Origin of the sequence: Segatella copri, from assembly GCF_002224675.1 — a bacterium.
GTDB lineage: Bacteria > Bacteroidota > Bacteroidia > Bacteroidales > Bacteroidaceae > Prevotella > Prevotella copri_U.
The window spans coordinates 1-19,694 of sequence record NZ_NMPZ01000005.1 but is presented as its reverse complement, the minus strand read 5'-3'; the positions used below and the strand labels follow the sequence as shown (position 1 = coordinate 19,694).

The following is a 19,694-nucleotide window of genomic DNA, read 5'->3' as shown; positions in this document are numbered from 1 at the left end:
CCACAGTTTTTTGTCGCTTAATCAGTTCTGTTTCTGATTACTTAAGCTGATTTTTTTGTTATCGGATAAGCCCGAAAAACCGACGTTTAGACGCTTCTGGCAACAAATAGGCACGGTGGTCGGGAAAGGGAGGTTGCGAATATACATTTTTTTATATATCTTTGCAATCAATAAGAATCTTTTTTGTATAACCGATAAACATGTAAGGCTTATGAGACGGAAAATTCACAGCTTAACTTTTGTGTTCATGGCATTGTTAATGATGTTGATGACGTTCGCTTCATGCAGCAAACTTCAGGATTTGCTGAATGAGGGAGATGATGATGACGACGACGATGGAGGCATTAATCCGCCGGAACTCGTAGAAGGAAGAATGGAAGACATCGCTCTTTCGGGTATCGTGAGAGATGCCAGCGGCACTCCAATCGAGGGTGTGAGCATCGTGAGCGGCTCTTCTGCTGCTACTACCAATACCGACGGATTCTTTGAATTCGACCAGATTCAGGTAGTAAGTGTCCCGAACGACCGCTCGGTAGTGAGATTCAGCAAGGCGGGCTATTTTGATGTGGTGCGCTCTATGGATGCTGACGATGGCGCAAGCTGGGAGGTAGTGATGTGCAAGAAGGAGAACAATGATTTCACCAGTATCAAGACCTATTCTTCTTCATCCGACCAGACCCTGCAGGCTGGCGAAATGAAGATTGATATGCCGCAGGATGGATACAAGGTGGATGGCACCGGAGCCGGCTATACCGGAAAGGTGAAGTCGGAGATGGTGTATCTGGATCCTAACAATGAACGATTCTCTGAGATGATGCCGGGTGGCGACCTCGCCGCTGTGCGCTCCGACAACTCCAGCGCCCAACTGGTTTCCTACGGAATGACCGACCTGAACATGTATGCCGAAAATGGCGACAAGCTGCAGCTCAAGGATGGCTGCAAGGCAAAGCTTACCTTCCCGATACCAGCCGGAATGGGTGAGAATCCGCCAGCCAGCATCCCTTTGTGGAGCTTCAATGAGAAGACTGGTCTCTGGGAGGAAGAAGGAAGTGCCGCATTGCAGGGAAATGTATATGTAGGAGAAGTGGCTCATTTTTCCTGGGTCAACCTGGATTATCCTGAAAAGCAGGGCACTGTTTATGGATATGTAAAGGATGATACCGGCAAGGTTCTGCCGGGTGTAAGATTGAGCATCGGACAGTTGCTGGCTTCTACTGTATCCAAATCGGATGGATATTATTCTCATGAAGTTCCTGCCAATACAGACTTCAGCATCACTGTGAAGGATCTGTACTATGGTGGCATCAACCAGAAGGTTTCTGTAAAGGTTCCTGCCCTCTCTCCGGGAGAAAGACGTCAGGTGGATATCACGCTGCCTCACCTGGTTCGCGTATATGGCAAGGTGATGAATGAGCGGGGCGACGGCATCCGCTCTTCGGTATGGGTACAGACGGAAAAGGCTAAGACAGAAGTTCTCCAGACCGATAAGGATGGTAACTTCAATGTGTATGTACCGAAGGATATGAAGGGTAATGCCACCGTATATGCCCGGACCTATCGGGGTGATGAGGTTTCCAAGGACATAACCATCAAGGATAAGGATGTATATGTAGAACTGACTGTAGGCGGAAGTGGAGGTGTCAATACCAATGTGATCCACATCTTCTCTGATGTTCTGGGCAATGAAGAATGGCCTGTACCAACCTACACGAGTCCGCTTAGCGGTGTGGTTATCCTGGATAATGCCATGATGCTGATACCAGAAGAAAGAGCTAACATCTTAATGTCTATTATGGTAGCTCAGTATGATAAGGAGAAGACTACCTATACGGATGGTGTAACTGCCTACGTGGCTAATCAGGCTGAGAAGCGCCAGTTCCAGACTATGCCGGGCAAGGAAATGAAGTGCACCGTACAGAGAAACGGCAATGATTTCGTGTTCTCACTGGAAGGAAATGGAGTTTTCTGGCAGGAGGCTTCTGATAATGATGCTGATGAACAGGAAACTGAAGAAAAATATGATGAAAATGCCAAGTTGGTTGGCAAGATGATGAGCTATCAGCTCCTGGCTGCAGCCAAGACACTTCGCAACATCAAGCCGGTAGATGCAGGCTTCCCTTCTTTCACTCCACAGCTGAAGGCAAAGGCTCCTTTGGCGCTGTTGATTACGGAAAGTCTCAATCTGGGCAAGGGTGGCGCCGTTTATTATAATGGTGGAAGCAGCGACTATCAGACTCTGAAGAATGCGGCAGCCAAACTGGGCCTTACCAATATGGGAGAGGACAATGAGGATGGCTGTATGTCGGTAATCTTCTATTCGGCAAAGAAGAAGATTCTGATTACGCTGGATTATGATCCTGAGGCTACTGGCATTACTGACAAGACTACCTTTGAGGATGCTGATGATGATGCTCCTATTTCCATGACTATATTGGATGGTATATCAGAAGAAACGCTCCGTGCCATGATGGAGGATGACGATGATACCCGCAGCACCCGAGTAACAGCCCGCAGGCATCTCAATCTGATATCAAAATGTAAGTTTGATGGCTTTAAGAAGAAAAAAATATTCCAAAAGCTTGCTCGTTTGCGTTAATTTGCCTATATTTGCAAGGTAAATTCGTAGAAAACTCAGAGGGTGTGTCATAAGCCTAGATAATGACTGCTGAGGACGGGCTGAAAGCCCAAAAGCTCCTAGCCCAGGGCATCGCCCTGGGTATAGTAGCAGTCAGTAAGGCGCCCTGTAAGGGCAAAAGCCTTATAAATAGCTTGGTACTTGAAAGCTTTTGCCCTTACAGGGCGGCAGGCTTGCGTCCATCTTAACCCAGGGTGTTGCCCTGGGCTAGGAGCTTCTGCCCTTTCAGGGCGTGTGGAGTATGGAGCTTCTGCCCTTTCAGGGCGTGTGGAGTATGGAGCTTCTGCCCTTTCAGGGCGTGTGGAGTATGGAGCTTCTGCCCTTTCAGGGCGTGTGGAGTATGGAGCTTCTGCCCCTTCAGGGCGTATTGACTGTGACTGATGACACTCCCTCCCTGTAGAAAATAATAGAAATGATGAAAAATGATAAGTTTTGCCTCTGGCAGGTTCTCCTGCCTCTCTTGCCTCTGCTGATGATCCTGGCTTCCTGCCGGAAATCGGCAGAGGAAACTGCTGATAACCTGCGTATCGAAAAACTGCATCAGCTCGATGAACTCCTCAATGCGCAGTCGCCGCAGGCTAAGACGGAAATAGAAAAAGGTATGAAGCTGGCGAAAGACAGCCTCACGTTTTATGAGTATTATGCCAGGAAGGGAAGATGGTTCTGCCAGTCGGCAACGCCCGATTCTACGGTAGGCTATGTGGACCGCACCCTGCGCTTCGCCCTCCGTCAGCCTGATACTCCGCGCCGCAACGGACTTCTTGCCTATACCTACAACTGCCAGGGCATCAACTATCATAATTTTCATCGCAAGGCAGACGAGGTGGTTTCGCTCTACCAGTCTGCCTATGCCTATTCCATGCGTAGCGATGTGCAGCATCAGGCGCCTAGCATCTGTGCCAACCTGGGTGATGCCTATCTCTTCAAGAATCAGTTGCCGCAGGCTGCCTCCTGGTATCGCCGTGCGCTCTTTCTGGTAGATTCCCTCCAGTTGCCTAAGGAGGAGAATGTCTCCCTCTATGTGGGTCTGGCTACCATCTACCTGAAACTCAATGATTTCGATGCATCGCTCCAGTGCTATCAGCAGACGGAAGACCATCTCCCGCAGATGTCGCTGGCTATGCAGGCGTATTATCTGAACAATTACGGCAACTACTACTATTATAAGAAAGATTATGCCCAGTCGCTCCGCAAATTCCTGCAGCTGAAGCAGTTGCTGGAGAAGCACAAGAAGGGCGACTGCTTCGACATGTATCTCTGCAAGCTGAATATGGCAGATGTGTATCTCAATCTGGACAGCATTGCCCAGTCGGAGAAATATCTTGCCGAGAGTGAGCCTTTCATGGTGGCCAACCACGATCGGGAGGCGGTATATTACTGTAATACGATTCATATCGGTCAGGAGGTGAAGAAGGGAGATATGGCGGCTGTTACCCGCATTCTGAACAGCGAGAGGCAGCAGTTCGGCGAGGATCTCAGCAATCTCGTAGCCTTCAACCTGCGCCAGATCCGCAATCAGTATCTGCAGCGATATTACCTCGCCAAGGGCGATTACCGCATGGCATTCGAGAATCTTCGCAGGGATATGCTGAAGAATGATTCGCTGGAGCACAACAGAATCAAGATGAGAGCTTCTGAAATCATGGACCGCTTTACCCAGGATACGCTGAAACTGCACCACGACCTGGTGCTTGAGCACAAGACGGCACAGCTGAACCAGACCCGATTCATCGCCCTGGCTGTAGTGCTGCTGATTCTGCTGCTGTGTATGTTCTTCGTCATCAAGAGCATGCGATCCGGCAAGCGGCTCGAAGAGAGCAGACATCGCGTACTGCAGTTGAAGCTGGAAGGGGCAAGAAACCGAATCTCCCCTCATTTCGTGTTCAATGTCCTCAACAACAAGATCCTGCATGCCGGTACGGCGGAAGCCGACGAGCTGATGGGGCTTGCCCGGTTGATACGCAGCAACCTCGACCTGTCCTGCCAGTCGAAGGTATCTCTGGCCGCAGAGATCGGTTTCGTGAAGCAGTATCTGGCGGTGGAAACTCCGCTGATGGGCGATGATTTCGATTTCTCGCTGCAGATAGATCCCGAAGTGGATGTGGAGAATACGTATATTCCGTCGATGTTTGTCCAGATTCTCGTAGAGAATGCCCTGGTTCACGGACTGAGAGGCTGGGAGGGAAGGAAGATCTTGCAGGTAAAGGTTGGTAGAAAGCAGCCGGGCTATACCGTGGTTTCCGTGCTGGATAACGGCAGGGGATTCGATATCCGCCAGAAGGGGAAGAAGCGTACCGGACTGGGCATCATCACCCAGACCCTGGCAGTGGTGAACGAGCATAATCGCCACAAGATGACCTTCTCGCTGCAGAATCGGAAGGCAGAAGACGGCAGCGTGGCAGGATGCCTGGCGCAGGTATGCATACCCGATGGCTTCGTGATGTAGCAGGACTTGCGAAACTTGAATATAAATAATATAATAAGGTGTATGAAAGTTGTAATCATAGACGACGATAAATCTTCAGGCAAGGCTTTGGCTGATTTGCTGGAAACGAAATACGATATGGAGGTGCTGGGATGCGCGCTCTGTGGGCTTGACGGCCTGGCGATGGTAAATAGGTACCAGCCCGATGTGCTCTTCCTGGATGTCCAGCTGCCCGATGTGAATGGCTTGGATTTCCTGGATAAGCTGTCGGGATTCGTGCACCGCCGCTGCCAGGTGGTGATGTACACGGCATACGATGAATATATTCTGACTGCCTTCCGCAAGCAGGCATTCGATGTGCTGCTCAAGCCTATCAATCCCCAGGAGCTGGATACCATCGTCAGACGACTGGAGAAAGAGGCTGAAAAAGAGGCAGGAAAAGAGCTTGTGGCTGAGAAAGAAGCAGACAAAGAGGCTGAGAGAGTGGTAGGGGCTGGCGTGAAGAATGCACCCGTTGCTAACGGCAAGCTGCTCTTCTATACCAACTCCGTGGATTTCAGGCTGGTGGATAAGGAGAATGTCTGCCTCTTCCAGTATAATCACGAAGTGAGATGCTGGGAGGTGGTGGTGGCGGATAACAGAAAGCCTATCAGGCTGAAACGCAGCGTGAAGAGCACCGACCTGCTTGCGCTCGCCCCTCATTTTATGCAGGTAAACCAGAAGTTCATCGTCAACATCAATTACCTTATCGAGGTGGTTGACAATGTGTGCCATTTCTATCCCCCTTTCGATGAAATCGACTATGTAAAGGTGGGCAGACTCTATAGAAAGAAACTGATAGATAGATTCTTAAGTATTTAAAAACATAATAATTATGATGAAAAATAAGTATTCGGTCATCATCATGATGATTGCCCTCTTCGGAGGACAGACAGCCCTGGCGCAGGAGAAAATCGTGCCAGAAACTCCTCCCGTTCCGCAAGACCGGCTGGACACCCTCTATTACAACAAGAGCTGGAAGGTAACCCCTAACAAGGCTTTCGCCAACTATTATCGCCTGGCACTCTATCCGGCTGATTCTACGGCAGCCAAGGAGTTCCGCACCTACTATATGAGCGGCGAACTGCAGGGCGAAGGCAGCTTTGTGGTCCTCGACAAGAAGGATGATACCAAAAGCCAGTTTGCCGGCACCTTTACCACCTATTTCAAGGATGGACAGGTAGAGCAGAAGAAGACCTATCTGGCAGGGCTGCTCTCGGGCGAATATACCTCTTATTATAATAACGGCAACGTGAAGGAGCATTTCTTCATGAACCAGGGCAAGAAGATGGGGGTAGGAGCCTCTTTCACGGAGAACGGCAGGGTATGCACCCTTACTCCCTACAAGAATGATATCCCTGAAGGCTTTTATGTGGTGGTGGATGCCGACGGCAACTACTCCAAGTATTCGCTTACCGACCACCAGCCTATCCTGGAAACCCCTTCGCCTGATGAAATCCTCACAGAGTATAAGAACGGTGTGGCATGGCCTTATTACAACAAGAACGGACTCATCGTGGGCGTGAGCAATTCGATGGTGGATGAGAACATCGGCGATTACCGCGAAATCGGCGTCTTCATCGTCAACAAGAGCATGATCAATGTGGATATCGACCCTTCTCAGATTGAAATCTACGATATGAAGGGCGGCAAGCGAAAGGATTTCGAACTGGTGGGCGCTGATGAGTATGACAAGAAAATCTTCAAGTTCAAGAAGAAGGTAGCTAAGCGTGCGGTAAAGAACAAGGCGATAGTGCAGACCGAACGCGAGAACAACGTGAATGCCAACCTGGGCGCACAGGTGTTTGATGCCGGAACCTCCAATACGCTGAAGGATTTCCAGACCCGTATCTGCCGGATGCAGCAGCTGGAAGACGGCAACCGTATGAAGTATTCCGACAAGATGCCTGAGGACCTGGGCTATCTGGAGCGCACCACCATCCATCCGGGCGAAGTGGTTTCGGGCTATCTCTATACCACCGACCGCAAGGCTGCTGATCTCTTCGTCAAGGTAAAGATCAAGGGCATCGACTATCTCTTCGAGTGGAAGGCTAGCAAGAAGAAATAACGTGTGTGAGATGTGAATGCTAACGATTAAAAAAATAATGGAAATGATGAAAAAGATTTTGATGATGGCCATTTTGTGCCTCGTATTTACAACAAGTGGTTTTGCACAGTTCAAGAGAACAGCATTCAATCATGTGGGTCTGAATGCAGGCGTGGGTACCGAAGGTATCAGCATAGGTGTGGCGGCTCCTGTTTCCAATTTCGTGGAGCTGGAGGCAGGCGTGGATATTCTGCCAAAGTTTCTCTCGATTTCTGATAAGGTGAACATAACGACAGATGCCTCTATCATCGTTCAGGGACAGTCGGTGAGGATTCCTGATTCCGAGGTGGATATTGATGCAGATTTCTCCCGCACAGCCTTTCATGCCAAGGCGAATATCTATCCTTTCGGCGGCAACAGCAAGTTCTTCGTGGCTGCCGGCTTCGCTATGGGCGGCGCCAAGCTTGCCAAGTTGAGCGGTCACAGCGATGATCTGGCGCAGTTTATCAGTAAATATCCTGAATATTCAGATGATATTCTGAAACACGTTGGTGCGGAACTCTCGGATTACAATATCAAGTTCGACAAGAATGGAGATATCAATGCCGACCTGCGCTGCAATTCCTTCCGCCCTTATCTCGGTCTGGGATTCGGCAGAGTGGTTCCCAAGAACCGTCTGGGTTTCCGCTGGGAAATCGGCTGCCAGTATATGGGCAAGCTGAAGGTCTATCAGAACGGCTCGGAGGTAGATGTCAGGAAAGCTTACAATGATTCGATGGGTGAAGATGGCGGCGACATCGCCGATATCGTGGATAAAATCCAGTTCTATCCTGTGCTCAAGTTGCAGATTGTGGGCAGAATCCTGTAATCAAAATAAGAAAAGTTTGAATTATACATAAAAAAACGGGCAAAATGGTAGCAGTTAGCCAATTATTTCGTAACTTTGCACCCGCAAACTTATAAAATAATAAAAGAAGAATGGCTAATTTGAGATTTGAGGTTGTAGCCGAGGCCTTTAAAAAGAGACCTGTTGAGGTGGAAACTCCCAAGGTGCGCCCTTCGGAGTACTTCGCCAAGTATGTATTCAACCGCCAGAAGATGTACAAGTATCTGCCATCTGATGTGTACGAGAAGCTCATCGATGTGATAGACAACGGTAATCGTCTGGACCGTTCCATCGCGGATGCCGTGGCTGCCGGCATGAAGCTCTGGGCTGAGGAAAACGGGGTAACACATTATACTCACTGGTTCCAGCCATTGACAGAAGGTACTGCCGAGAAGCACGATGCCTTCGTGGAGCACGACGGTAAGGGTGGTATGATAGAGGAGTTCTCCGGCAAGCTGCTGGTGCAGCAGGAACCGGATGCCAGCTCTTTCCCTAACGGCGGTATCCGTAACACCTTCGAGGCTCGCGGCTATTCTGCATGGGATCCTACATCGCCAGTGTTCATCATCGACGATACCCTTTGTATCCCTACCATCTTTATATCTTATACAGGTGAGGCGCTGGACTACAAGGCTCCATTGCTCCGCTCGCTCCATACCCTGAGCGAGGCGGCTACCGAGGTGTGCCACTACTTCTACCCTCAGGTAAAGAAGGTGCAGACCAATCTCGGATGGGAGCAGGAGTACTTCCTGGTAGATGAGAGCCTCTATTCGGCTCGCCCAGACCTGATGCTCACCGGACGCACCCTGATGGGCCACGATTCGGCTAAGAACCAGCAGATGGACGACCATTATTTCGGAACCATCCCAGAGCGTGTGCAGGCTTTCATGAAGGATCTTGAAATCCAGGCTCTCGAGCTCGGCATCCCTTGCAAGACCCGCCATAACGAGGTGGCTCCTAACCAGTTTGAGCTGGCACCTATCTATGAGGAGTGCAATCTTGCAGTAGATCACAACATGCTTCTGATGAGTCTGATGAAGCGTGTGGCTCACAAGCACGGTTTCCGTGTGCTCCTTCACGAGAAGCCATTCGCTGGCGTCAATGGTTCGGGCAAGCACAACAACTGGAGTCTCTGCACCGATACCGGCGTGCTGCTCCATGCGGCAGGCAAGACTCCTGAGGATAACCTCCGCTTCGTGGTCTTCATCGTAGAGACCCTGATGGGTGTATATAAGCACAACGGACTGCTGAAGGCATCCATCATGAGTGCAACCAATGCCCACCGTCTGGGAGCCAACGAGGCACCTCCAGCCATCATCTCCTCATTCCTGGGCAAGCAGCTCACCGATCTGCTCGACCATATCGAGAAGGCTGACAAGGAGGAACTCTTCGCCCTGGCTGGCAAGAAGGGCATGGAGCTGGATATCCCTGAGATTCCGGAGCTGATGATCGACAATACCGACCGCAACCGTACCTCACCATTCGCCTTCACCGGCAACCGTTTCGAGTTCCGTGCCGTAGGTTCTGAGGCAAACTGCGCATCTTCTCTCATCGTATTGAATGCAGCCGTAGCTGAGGCGCTCGAGAACTTCAAGGCTCGCGTGGATGCCTTGATAGCAAAGGGTGAGGATCAGACATCGGCTATTATAGATATTGTACGCGAGGACATCAAGACCTGCAAGCCTATCCGCTTCGACGGTAACGGCTATTCTGACGAGTGGAAGGAAGAGGCTCAGAAACGTGGATTGGACTGCGAGGCATCCTGCCCGGTAGTCTTCGACCGTTACCTGGACAAGGAGAGCATCGAGATGTTTGCCAAGACCAACGTGATGAGCGAGAGCGAGTTGAAGGCGCGCAACGAGGTGAAGTGGGAGACCTATACCAAGAAGATTCAGATTGAGGCTCGTGTGATGGGCGACCTGACCATGAACCACATCATCCCAGTGGCTACCCACTATCAGAGCCGTCTGGCAAAGAATGTAGAGGGTATGATCCACATTTTCGGTGGCGAGGAAGGCAAGAAGCTGACCGCCCGCAACGTGAAGATCATCCGTGAGATAGCCGAGCGCACCGAGTCGATAGAGCGTGGTGTAGAGGCATTGGTGGATGCCCGCAAGGTAGCCAACAAGATAGAGAGCGAGCGTGAGAAGGCTGTAGCCTATCATGATACGGTAGCTCCGAAGATGGAGGAAATCCGTTATCAGATCGACAAGCTTGAGCTGCTCGTAGCCGATGAGCTTTGGACCTTGCCGAAGTATCGTGAGCTGCTGTTCATCCGCTAAGGCTGATTCCGTATCAATTCCGTGCGTAATCCGTACAGCAGGAATGCTCTTCCGATAACTCAGCGTAATCCGATGAAGAAAAATAAAGAATTAAGGAATAAATAAAAAAAAGAGGATGTGTCATGAACTTATGACACACCCTCTTTTTTTTGAGAAGTAATTGATAAAAATCTAAGATTTCTTGTGCAGTTCTACGACATGCAGCTCGTCACGCCCAGAGAGGCGGCAATAGCGGTTAAGATAGATATTACTATCTGAAATACAGTTTTCCAGGTTTCTTTCTTCATACGCAGTTTTTTTAGTGATTAATGATTAGTGATTATTGATTAATTCCGTTAGGCGTTTCGGCGGATTTGCAATCCGCCGTTAAAAAACGTCCTAACCTATTTGGGCTTTGCGGATTTGCAATCCGCATCAGGCAAGATTTACAAACTTACGTTGTCGCCGCTGCCGTCAGTTCCGCCAGTGCCCTGACTGGTACCGCCGCCGCCCTGCGATGTTCCGCCGTTATCCTTGTTGGTATCCCCGCCAGCACCCTGGCTAGTATCACCACCGCCCGGTGTATTCTCCGTTCCACCGCCGTCATCAGCTCCCGATGTATAATCATCGTAAGCCACGATCTTGGTGAGCTTCTTCAGCTCGGCGTTGCTCCAAGATTTTGTGTTTCTCACAATCAGATGCACGCCCTGCACGCTAGCCGCCGTCACCTTCTCCTTGCTCACCTCGCCACGCGAAGTCATACCGATAGAGAACAATCCGAGGTCGGAGAAACGAACGCTCTTGCCGTCCAGAATCAGATGCTTCAGGCAGTCGAGGGTATCCATCAGCACACCGTGGATGGTGCCTCGGCTGTATGGAGAGTTGTGCTCAGAGATATGAGTCACGAAGTCCTCGAAACTCATCTCACGGTCGCTCACGGCAGTAGCATACCAGAGCTTCTTACCAGCGTTCTCACCCGTCTGAGGGGTACGCATAATCTTACGATACTTACTAGTTCCTTGTCCCATAGTCAATCAGTTTTTTAAAGGGTTAATAATTAATTTTTTGACGATGCAAAGGTACGGCTTTTTTAGGTAACCGCCAAAAAACAGGATGTGATAAGCCCCGATTTTCAGCAGCCCCAGATTCCGAATCCCGTTAATAATCCTAACTCGCTCTAAATTGGACTTTGATTGAAAATCAAGAAGTTGGGCGTTTGCCTATATTATATAGGTAACAATATGGAAACGAGCGGACTTCTGCTCGTTTCTGTATTTTGCAATATGCAAAGAACGCCTCAATTCGGGGACAAAGATACGATATTTTTCTAAATCTCGCATAGCTTACAAGGAGAAAAACTTGGAAATTAGAACTTTTTACGTTAAAATCCATATTTGACAAGCAGATTTTGAAGAAAATATTTGGAGTTTCCAATAAAAAAGAGTATTGTTTGCAGCAACAAATCCCACCACGCCTCTCAACGATGCGTACCACGGTGGGACTTCGCTTTTTATAAAGGGTATATGGATTACGACAAACAACCGATAAACGTAGATGAACAGGTTGCCTTGCTCCAGAACAGAGGGCTGGTGATAGAAGAGAGAGCCTGCGTAATAGGCAAACTGGAGAACGAATGCGTAAAGGCATTCCTCGACCACGAGGAAGAGATTCTTGCCGGCACCTTCGAGGGAGCCCTCATCGACCACATCTCGGAGCACGAGCGCAATGCCTACATCACCTGCACCCAGGTTTCGAGAAAGAAGATTTATGCCAGCAAGCCCGTTCTCAACATCGAGCTTTCGGGTTACAAGATCATGGCTACGCTGATGGAGGTATTCATCGATGCCGCCGTCAACCCGTCCCGTTTCTACTCCAAGCAGCTTCTGCGCCGGGTAAGCAACCAGTACGATATCGAGAACGAAAGTCTGGAAGAGCGAATCATGGCAGTATTGGATTACATCAGCGACATGACGGATATCTATGCCTTAGATATTTATCAGAAGATCAACGGAATAAGTCTGCCGATAGTATAGAAACAAAACAGGCGTTTCTTATATTTTTGCGTAAAAGTGTGTTAAATAAAGAAAGATAATAGGAAGAAGAATGCAATAATGGGGGGAGAATAATGTTTCATAAATAGAGGATGGGCAAAGCGCCTATCATGTATAACTCATAAAAACAACAGTTTATGAAAGCAAAGATTTACTTTTTGGCAATGGCTTTCGTCGCTCTCTTGATGGTAGGGTGTAGCGATGATGATGGTATTCAACTCACACAGGATGAAATCATTGGTGATATTAACACAGGCAAACAAGTGGGTATCAAGGGCAATAGCCTTGTCATATATACCACCCAGGGTGCCTGCGTGAATGTGCAAGGAGCCAAGGGCAAGATTTCGGCACAGTCTTCTGATGAGAAAGTAGTCACTGTAACTTGCATCCATGAGACGGGGCAGTATGGTAAGGATGAGCGTATTAGCTTGTCTGCTATCGCTGTGGGAAAGGCTATTGTTACAGTGACTGATGAAGATGGTAATGAGGCAAAACTTGCCGTGGAAGTCAAGGATGTTGAGACGTTATGGGAGACTACACAAGTATTTAGTGGTTATCAAAAATATTGTAAGGTGGAGGGTGTTTCCAAGGAAGATTCTTTGGTGATAGCATCGGATGCGATAGCAAGTAAGCCTTATGAAGCTGTTAAATTCAAGAGCCGTGGTGATGTATTTACAGTATCCCGAATCCAGTTTCTTGCTGGTGGAAAGGTGTTGGTGGATGGGTATTATACTACTACGTATAATGAAGATCACAGTATACTTTATTTCGAGGTTGGAGATGGTAAAGGCGGAACATTGGAGAATTTCTATTTGAAACCAAAAGAAGGCTCGCTTTTCTTCTGGGATTTGACAGATAAATATAAGGAAGCTTATCCGCAGGTAACAAAGGTGGAGTTAGTTTGGGCAGCTGCTAAGCATTTTTAAGTTTTCTTCATCCTCAAATCCGCAACCTATAGGTTTTAGTGGGATTTTGCTTGCAAAACGACAAAATTCATTTTATTGTACATATTTCTTACACAACAGAAATGTCGCAGACACAAAATTCCCTTACCCCATAAAGCGACTTGAGGTAATACGCTGGTTTAATCAGAAAAGCATGGCCTTTAACCAAAGTCTGTCTAGAACAGGTTGGCATAAGCATAGTTGTCTGAGTAAATGTTCAATACATGCCTACGTGACGTCTTAATCCATTTTGCTGGAAAAGAGAGCGTAGAATCTCGCTATATTGATAACCAAACATAGTGCATCTCAATCCCAAGGTGGAATCTATGGTTTGAGCTAAAAGAGCATCAAATTGCTCCATAATAGAAAAAATTCCCCAAAAGGAGTGAGTTTCTCGGATTTTATTTGTACTTTTGCCATGTCATTCAGAATTTTGTTTGTTTTTATTTTGCAACACTAAGATAAGTGAAATTTCTGACATGGCAAAATCCTGAGCAACTTTTTGTTGCTCAGGGGATTATAAAAGTTAAAATTTATAGTGTTGCGGAATTAAGGTATATGTCTCGGTTACCCATCCATAGAAGTTCACAACTCTCAGATTTCGGAGTCTATCTGAAGACCGTCATCTCTCGGACATCGGCATCTTCAGAAAGATACGCCTTTTCTCATACCGACGATTATTATTTCTTTGGCTTCATAGAGGGTGGGCAATGCTGTTTGAATATTGATTTCGAGGAATACACTTTCGGGAAAGGAAGTCTGGCTATCATTCTACCCGGGCAGGTGCATCGTATCATCGACGCTTCCAATCTTTCTGCAAAATTTCTGGTTGTCGACTCGGTATTGGTGGATAAGGAGGAAAAACGAACGCTTGAGAGATACGGTCGCCCTCAAATACAACTATCCGACATATCGGAACAGAAACTATTATTATCACTTCTTGACAGCAAACTGAGTGGCATGGAAAATCCATCTGCCAAAGCAGTCGTTCAGCGACTGACCACCGTCATTGTAGGGTTAGTCGTGGAGAACATTGTAAATGCAACGATAGCTCAATCCAAATTGCAGGGGACAGTGACCAGACACAAGGAAATAGTATGGGAATTTCGGGATTTGTTGGAAAGCAATATCCGAAGCAAACGTTCGCCATCATTCTATGCCGGGCGGCTGAACATTACCGTTGCCTACCTGAATGAAGCTGTAAATTCTGTTCTGGGGACAAGTGTGAGCCACCATATCCAAAACGAGATTATTTTGTTGGCTAAACGTCAATTGGTCTATACTACAGATTCCATCAAAGAGATTGCACATAGTTTAGGCTTTAACGATTACTCCTACTTCACACGGCTGTTTACCAAGGTTGCAGGCGTTTCTCCCACGCTCTTCAGAAGGACTTACCACGAATAGTGCTATCATTACCGTTGTCCGTCTATTGTGAAAGCTTGTATTTCACCGTACCTTTGCAGCGAAATTTATTCACTTAAAAAGAAAGGATTATAAGAATGAACAACGCTGTTAATATTTTGCGAGAAGGAAGTATGATGAAAGCCCTGACAAAGTTGGGGATACCTATTGTCATCGCAATGCTGATTATGGCAATATACAATGTGGTAGATACTTTTTGGGTTGCACGTCTTGGAACTCTTCCTGTCGCCGCTGTATCGGTTGTTTTCCCTATATCGTTGTTATTTCTTGGGATAGGACTGATGTTCGGTGTCGGAGGCGGAGTGTATATATCCCGTCTGTTGGGAGCGAAACAGGTTGTCAAGGCAAGTCAGGTTGCTTCCGTCTCAGTGATAACCTCTGTGATGTTGGCAGCTCTCATTGCCCTTGTGTGCAATGCGTTCCTGCCGGACATCCTACTTTTCATGGGAGCAAACGAGGAGATGATAAGTTTGGCAGAATCCTACGGCAGGCTTTTTATCATCAGTTGTGTCATAGGGACATTGAATGTGTCCATGTCCAATATCATTGTTTCACAAGGTGCGTCGAAGACATCTGCGTCGGCAATGATCATCGGCTCTATCGTTAATGTTGCATTAGACCCCTTGTTTATATACACTTTCAATTGGGGTGTGGAAGGTGCTGCATGGGCAACTATTCTTTCAAGAATCATCACGACAGCTATTTACATCCGTTTCCTTACGAAAGCAGAGGTAAAAGTATCTCTTGCCTTGTTCGCTCCCACGATAAGAATATACGCAGACATCATTAAGATTGGTATCTCTATGCTCTTTTTGCAACTACTCCAGACCCTTTCCATCTGTTTGTTGCAGAAAGCCGCTGTGAAATATGGGGCAGAGGCTGTTGCGGCTGTGGGTATCGTCCTGAAAATCGTCACATTGGGAACAAACGTGGTCTTCGGATTTGTAAAAGGACTCCAACCTATGGCAGGCTATAACTACGGGGCAGGCAATTTTCAAAGATTAAGGGAAGCGGTGTGCTGTTCTCTGATACTCTCAACCTCGTTTTGTGTGCTCTGGAGTATTCTTATAGTCATTTTTACCTCTCCTATCATCAGTTGTTTCGGTAAAGACGAAACAATGCAGGAAATAGCAAGAATTGCGCTTAGAGCCAATACGATTATGTTCTTCACTTTCGGATTCCAATTTGTGTATTCCACACTATATATGGCAATCGGAAGAGCAAGGCAAAGTCTTCTGCTAAACATCGGACGGCAAGGTTTGTTTTTTATCCCTATAATATTGCTGCTTCCATCGTATTGGGAACTAAATGGAGTGCTTTATGCACAGCCTATTGCCGACGTCTTTGCAACTTTAATGACACTGTTCTTTGCTGTCCGAATTCATAAGGAGATAGGTCATAAATCACATCTCACAACAGAGAATCTGCAATGTTGAACCATAAAAGATATGATCCTCAAATCCGCAACCTATAGGGTTTAGTGGGATTTTGCTTGCAAAGCGTCAAAATTCATTTTATTGTACATATTTCTTGCACAACAGAAATGTCGCAGACACAAAATCCCCTTACCCCAGTAACCTCAATTCCGTTAATTCCGATTGTTGTTTTCAATAATTCAGCAGAGTTGAAAGTTCATATCAGTAACCATATAGTTGTAAACAGATGTAATTTAAATTGGGCAATATCCCAATATCATGACATTATTCTAAATGCTACACAAGTAGATAGAATTATCAATACTATTCAACGATATTACACAATAGCTGACAAGGAAGAAATAAGACAGCACGAACATAATGTTCACGACAGGCAATATAGAGCAAAGAGTTTAATAAGGCAAGGCGTTTGCCCGCAATGTGGTGGTCAGTTAGTTTTATGCAAAGGAAGATATGGCTCTTTTTATGGGTGTTCAAACTATCCTAAATGCAAGTTTACACTAAATAAATGAGAGGGGAATGTATTAAGTTTATTTCCCTCTCATTTAGTTTAGTTAGTTTCCAAAAACTTTATTTTGAGCTTTTCATAGCACGTTTTATGCGATTTGATTCTTGCAAAAGCTTATTGGCTATACTATCTTTATAAGTAGCCATTTCAACCATTTCATGATGATGGCGAATAGAATCCTCGTAGGCAGCAACACGATTTCTTACATCATCTATAACTTTCTCATCTCGGCAAACAGAAAAATGTTTTTCGATGTAGCGAATGTTCGGGTCGTCAGATGGAAGCACCATCTTCAATGCCCTATATTTCAAGTCAGCCTCCTCCCAATCTTGGTGCGTTCGCCATTGGGTGAGGTTGCCCCAGATGGAGATAACAAGAGATAAGACCAAGCCACCAATGAAAAGAAGAACATTTTTTGAGGTTGGCTCGAAGCGATGGGTTACAACCTTCTTTTGAGGTGATTTGTTCATCACTTCAAGTTTATCTTGCAATGCCTTTGAGAAAACATCATTCCCTTGTCTCATCTGCTTGACAGCATCAACCAAGAGCTTGCTTCGCTGCTCATTTTTGCCGAGTTCAGCCTTGATAAGGTCAACAAAAACAACAATGGCATCTCTTAATTTGGATATTTTACCTCTGACTTCCTCTTCTTTGATAAACATCGCATTGATTGACTTATCCAACTTGGTTATGTCATTACTTGCAGGAACGGTTTCCGCTCCTGCGTTCTTTGTGGAGGCAGAAAGTTCATCGACTTTCTGCTCCAATCTCTCAACTGTGCCATAGATGGCTTCCAATAGTTCTTCTTTCATGTTCGATTCTAATTTTAAGCTTGTAACTTGCATCAAAGGCTGAAGCCCTTTCTGCGTTTTCTCTTTTTCTTCTTGGCGGATTCATCCTCTGGGAATGGCTCATAAGTTTGGGCATTAGACGGAGCGAACAAGCCGATGGAAGAAATACCACTCCAAGGGTCTTGGGTATGTTCTGCCGTTGGTTGAGTCTGTTCTACTTGGTGACAACTTGGTTGTCCTCCCTGCATAGATTCGGCTCTTGGCGATACACGATTATACTCTGTGCCAAGTCTTGCATCCAACTTGACAAAGCTGTATTCTCGGCTAATCTGCGTACCCTTGAAGCTATATCCATCCTTGCAGAAACGGATGCCTTGAACCTTGGTTCGCTCCTTGTCCTTATAGACAAACTCCAAGAGAACACCTCGCTTTGCAAGTTCATTCTTGAACTTCTGCCAACTACCTGCCGTTCGCAATACACTCTTAATTGCATTATGAATCTCATATTTGGCTCGCTCGGCATTGCGTAACTTGCGTGTATTAGTCTTACTCTTGTCCGTTCCATAGGTCAGTCCATACTTGGATTTTAGAGCCTTGGTCACCTGCTCATTACGCCTGTAATCATTCCTGTCTGATATGAGTTTGCCCTCGTTATTGATGCGGTTATACACAATATGGCAATGTGGATTGTCCGTGTTGTGATGCCTTACGATGATGAATTGGGTATCAGTGATGCCCATCATCTGCATGTATTCAAGGGCTATCTTAGCCATGAATTCATCCGTCAAACGTGGCTTGTCCTCGGGCTTGAAACTCAAAGCTATGTGCCCCACAGGCTTCTTAATCCTTGGATTTAGCTGTCTTTGCAGCTCAAAACTTTGTACTATCTCGGCATTCGTGCCGAGTAACACTCCATCGGATGCAAGGATTTTCGCCTCGTCCTTGCCTGTCACGTAGCGGACGCAACCACCAAATGAGCTGCCCTTCTTTAGCTTGCCTATCATGTGGTATCCTCCTTTCTGCCCATTCTGCATGGCTTCGATTTTGGATTTGCTTGGCGATACTCGCCAAGGATTGCTTTCAATCTTCTCAACAAGTCCACCACATACACATGGGTTTCGTGGAAACCTCTCTGATGCGACAACTTGGTAAGTTGGTTGAGATTGTTTGCCATACCGATGAGGTTCTTGGCAATGGCAACCGTCTCAGTGTTGTGTCCACTGACCACCTCGCCGTTCAAGGCGGACTCACGAATGTACTCCGCCAACTTGCGGTTGGCTTTTCTTGCCCTCAGTTTCAATGCCTCATAGCTTGGCTTTGAGAACTTCACCGTGATAGACTTCGACAGCTTGCGAACCCTGCCCGTAGGCGGTCTTCCGCCCTTTTTCCTATTCTGTTCCTGTATGTTTGTCATTCGATATACTGTTTACAGTTGGTACACTCACTTTCTGCGACCGTTGGGAGCAAAATTCCTTCGCCCTCATGGTGGAGCGAGGTGTTTTGGGGTTCCCAAAACATAACCTCGCTCCCTCTCAGAACACGTTAGTTGGAACTACAGCCTTTCAGCTATCCACGCCCAAGGTCGCAGACCTTAAATTCTCACAATTTGCGCCAAGCCTCGAAGTCCTCTTCATAAAGGCTTAGGTGGTGGCGCACGATGTTCTCGATGATGCCCGATACGCTCATGCGCCTCCCTCCAAGGATGCGGACGACTCGATCAAGACGGTCTCGTACATCGGAACTGACGAAGACTGGCTTGCGGTCGTCAATCCTTGGAACTTGGAGGAAGGTCTGCTGATACTCCTCCAATGTCGCCTTGCGCTGCTTGCCACTGATGCGCTTCAGCGGATTCGGTGGCGATTGAGCCTCGTTCGTTGTAGTTTCCTCTCTATAGGGAGTTGTTGCAGCAACTTTCTCTACAATTGCTCTCAACTCTGGGTTCTCTACATCATCATAGAGAGAATTACAACTACTTGGATTGGCTTTGTTGCCATACGTAGATGGATTAACAAAATCCAAATACTCTTTTTCCATCAGCTCCTTTTGCCCAGGAGTCAAGACTGCATCTTTTGTTCTTGCCATAGCTTATGCTGTTTTATTTGTTAGTATAGTGGTCACGGTTTGCACCATTGACCGATTGTCGGGTGCAAAGTAAGTGTACTGAGTGCAGCCATGCAACTGATTGGGTGTAACGTGGCAATTTAGTTGTGGCTTGCTTATTTGCATACCGAGATAGCTGTGAGAAC

At 47.0% G+C, this 19,694-nt stretch carries 17 protein-coding genes and 2 pseudogenes; 11 read left to right on the top strand and 8 right to left on the bottom strand.

The features are described 5' to 3' along the window. Positions 1-211: 211 nt before the first annotated feature. Positions 212-2,596, top strand: coding sequence for a carboxypeptidase-like regulatory domain-containing protein (locus CFT61_RS04285; protein WP_142990553.1), 2,385 nt, complete (start codon positions 212-214; stop codon positions 2,594-2,596). A 223-nt stretch (positions 2,597-2,819) separates the two neighbouring features. On the opposite strand, the gene CFT61_RS16845 is transcribed toward CFT61_RS04285, so the two are convergent. Continuing rightward, positions 2,820-3,176, bottom strand: a complete 357-nt coding sequence (locus CFT61_RS16845; protein WP_176425496.1) for a hypothetical protein — start codon at positions 3,174-3,176, stop codon at positions 2,820-2,822. 60 nt (positions 3,177-3,236) lie between these two features. Here CFT61_RS16845 and CFT61_RS04280 point away from each other — a divergent pair, with 60 nt between their 5' ends. The 5 genes from CFT61_RS04280 to CFT61_RS04260 all read left to right on the top strand — a co-directional run bounded on the left by CFT61_RS04280 (position 3,237) and on the right by CFT61_RS04260 (position 10,314). Continuing rightward, positions 3,237-5,081 (top strand): histidine kinase, encoded by a 1,845-nt coding sequence (locus tag CFT61_RS04280; protein ID WP_176425495.1) that lies wholly within the window; start codon positions 3,237-3,239, stop codon positions 5,079-5,081. Between the two features lie 42 nt (positions 5,082-5,123). Beyond that, positions 5,124-5,921: a LytR/AlgR family response regulator transcription factor gene (locus CFT61_RS04275; protein WP_089543237.1), complete on the top strand. Its 798-nt coding sequence runs from the start codon at positions 5,124-5,126 to the stop codon at positions 5,919-5,921. A gap of 13 nt (positions 5,922-5,934) precedes the next feature. Next, entirely contained in the window at positions 5,935-7,167 is a 1,233-nt protein-coding gene (locus CFT61_RS04270) for a toxin-antitoxin system YwqK family antitoxin (RefSeq protein ID WP_089543236.1), read from the top strand. 43 nt (positions 7,168-7,210) lie between these two features. Further along, positions 7,211-8,014, top strand: coding sequence for a hypothetical protein (locus CFT61_RS04265; protein WP_254918848.1), 804 nt, complete (start codon positions 7,211-7,213; stop codon positions 8,012-8,014). Positions 8,015-8,124: 110 nt separating this feature from the next. Continuing rightward, a complete protein-coding gene (locus CFT61_RS04260) occupies positions 8,125-10,314 on the top strand; it encodes a glutamine synthetase III family protein (RefSeq protein WP_089543235.1) in 2,190 nt (729 codons plus the stop codon). A gap of 191 nt (positions 10,315-10,505) precedes the next feature. On the opposite strand, the gene CFT61_RS16840 is transcribed toward CFT61_RS04260, so the two are convergent. Further along, positions 10,506-10,601 (bottom strand): smalltalk protein, encoded by a 96-nt coding sequence (locus tag CFT61_RS16840; RefSeq protein WP_153091799.1) that lies wholly within the window; start codon positions 10,599-10,601, stop codon positions 10,506-10,508. Positions 10,602-10,739: 138 nt separating this feature from the next. Next, positions 10,740-11,321: an HU family DNA-binding protein gene (locus tag CFT61_RS04255; protein WP_089543234.1), complete on the bottom strand. Its 582-nt coding sequence runs from the start codon at positions 11,319-11,321 to the stop codon at positions 10,740-10,742. A gap of 561 nt (positions 11,322-11,882) precedes the next feature. Between CFT61_RS04255 and CFT61_RS04250 the strand changes: the two are divergent. Together CFT61_RS04250 and CFT61_RS04245 are read left to right on the top strand one after the other, a co-directional pair. After that, a pseudogene (locus CFT61_RS04250) lies at positions 11,883-12,326 on the top strand (dehydrogenase); the annotation flags it as partial. A 155-nt stretch (positions 12,327-12,481) separates the two neighbouring features. Continuing rightward, positions 12,482-13,270, top strand: a complete 789-nt coding sequence (locus CFT61_RS04245) for a hypothetical protein (RefSeq protein ID WP_089543233.1) — start codon at positions 12,482-12,484, stop codon at positions 13,268-13,270. 277 nt (positions 13,271-13,547) lie between these two features. On the opposite strand, the pseudogene CFT61_RS16505 reads toward CFT61_RS04245, so the two are convergent. Next, a pseudogene (locus CFT61_RS16505) lies at positions 13,548-13,708 on the bottom strand (IS1380 family transposase); the annotation flags it as partial. Between the two features lie 138 nt (positions 13,709-13,846). On the opposite strand from CFT61_RS16505, the gene CFT61_RS04240 reads away from it, so the two are divergent. From CFT61_RS04240 to CFT61_RS04230, 3 genes are all read left to right on the top strand, one after another. Beyond that, entirely contained in the window at positions 13,847-14,695 is an 849-nt protein-coding gene (locus CFT61_RS04240; RefSeq protein WP_089543328.1) for an AraC family transcriptional regulator, read from the top strand. 95 nt (positions 14,696-14,790) lie between these two features. Continuing rightward, positions 14,791-16,149, top strand: coding sequence for an MATE family efflux transporter (locus CFT61_RS04235; protein WP_089543232.1), 1,359 nt, complete (start codon positions 14,791-14,793; stop codon positions 16,147-16,149). 107 nt (positions 16,150-16,256) lie between these two features. Beyond that, a complete protein-coding gene (locus CFT61_RS04230) occupies positions 16,257-16,661 on the top strand; it encodes a topoisomerase DNA-binding C4 zinc finger domain-containing protein (protein WP_089543231.1) in 405 nt (134 codons plus the stop codon). A 58-nt stretch (positions 16,662-16,719) separates the two neighbouring features. On the opposite strand, the gene CFT61_RS04225 is transcribed toward CFT61_RS04230, so the two are convergent. The 4 genes from CFT61_RS04225 to CFT61_RS04210 form a co-directional block, all read right to left on the bottom strand. Beyond that, entirely contained in the window at positions 16,720-17,469 is a 750-nt protein-coding gene (locus CFT61_RS04225; protein ID WP_176425494.1) for a hypothetical protein, read from the bottom strand. A 32-nt stretch (positions 17,470-17,501) separates the two neighbouring features. Continuing rightward, positions 17,502-18,452 carry a relaxase/mobilization nuclease domain-containing protein gene (locus CFT61_RS04220; protein ID WP_089543229.1) on the bottom strand — a complete coding sequence of 317 codons (951 nt, stop codon included), beginning with the start codon at positions 18,450-18,452 and terminating at the stop codon, positions 17,502-17,504. Continuing rightward, entirely contained in the window at positions 18,449-18,862 is a 414-nt protein-coding gene (locus CFT61_RS04215; RefSeq protein ID WP_089543228.1) for a plasmid mobilization protein, read from the bottom strand. Before CFT61_RS04215 ends, CFT61_RS04220 begins: the two co-directional genes overlap by 4 nt. 185 nt (positions 18,863-19,047) lie before the next feature. Continuing rightward, a complete protein-coding gene (locus tag CFT61_RS04210) occupies positions 19,048-19,530 on the bottom strand; it encodes a DUF3408 domain-containing protein (protein ID WP_089543227.1) in 483 nt (160 codons plus the stop codon). Between the last annotated feature and the right edge of the window lie 164 nt (positions 19,531-19,694).

Bases quoted from the DNA above. Each gene is read 5' to 3' on its own strand.
- CFT61_RS04285 (WP_142990553.1), top strand. From the start codon at position 212: ATGAGACGGAAAATTCACAGCTTAACTTTTGTGTTCATGGCATTGTTA.
- CFT61_RS16845 (WP_176425496.1), bottom strand. From the start codon at position 3,176: ATGCAGTTTTTCGATACGCAGGTTATCAGCAGTTTCCTCTGCCGATTT.
- CFT61_RS04280 (WP_176425495.1), top strand. From the start codon at position 3,237: ATGAAGCTGGCGAAAGACAGCCTCACGTTTTATGAGTATTATGCCAGG.
- CFT61_RS04275 (WP_089543237.1), top strand. From the start codon at position 5,124: ATGAAAGTTGTAATCATAGACGACGATAAATCTTCAGGCAAGGCTTTG.
- CFT61_RS04270 (WP_089543236.1), top strand. From the start codon at position 5,935: ATGATGAAAAATAAGTATTCGGTCATCATCATGATGATTGCCCTCTTC.
- CFT61_RS04265 (WP_254918848.1), top strand. From the start codon at position 7,211: ATGATGAAAAAGATTTTGATGATGGCCATTTTGTGCCTCGTATTTACA.
- CFT61_RS04260 (WP_089543235.1), top strand. From the start codon at position 8,125: ATGGCTAATTTGAGATTTGAGGTTGTAGCCGAGGCCTTTAAAAAGAGA.
- CFT61_RS16840 (WP_153091799.1), bottom strand. From the start codon at position 10,601: ATGAAGAAAGAAACCTGGAAAACTGTATTTCAGATAGTAATATCTATC.
- CFT61_RS04255 (WP_089543234.1), bottom strand. From the start codon at position 11,321: ATGGGACAAGGAACTAGTAAGTATCGTAAGATTATGCGTACCCCTCAG.
- CFT61_RS04245 (WP_089543233.1), top strand. From the start codon at position 12,482: ATGAAAGCAAAGATTTACTTTTTGGCAATGGCTTTCGTCGCTCTCTTG.
- CFT61_RS04240 (WP_089543328.1), top strand. From the start codon at position 13,847: ATGTCTCGGTTACCCATCCATAGAAGTTCACAACTCTCAGATTTCGGA.
- CFT61_RS04235 (WP_089543232.1), top strand. From the start codon at position 14,791: ATGAACAACGCTGTTAATATTTTGCGAGAAGGAAGTATGATGAAAGCC.
- CFT61_RS04230 (WP_089543231.1), top strand. From the start codon at position 16,257: ATGTCGCAGACACAAAATCCCCTTACCCCAGTAACCTCAATTCCGTTA.
- CFT61_RS04225 (WP_176425494.1), bottom strand. From the start codon at position 17,469: ATGAAAGAAGAACTATTGGAAGCCATCTATGGCACAGTTGAGAGATTG.
- CFT61_RS04220 (WP_089543229.1), bottom strand. From the start codon at position 18,452: ATGATAGGCAAGCTAAAGAAGGGCAGCTCATTTGGTGGTTGCGTCCGC.
- CFT61_RS04215 (WP_089543228.1), bottom strand. From the start codon at position 18,862: ATGACAAACATACAGGAACAGAATAGGAAAAAGGGCGGAAGACCGCCT.
- CFT61_RS04210 (WP_089543227.1), bottom strand. From the start codon at position 19,530: ATGGCAAGAACAAAAGATGCAGTCTTGACTCCTGGGCAAAAGGAGCTG.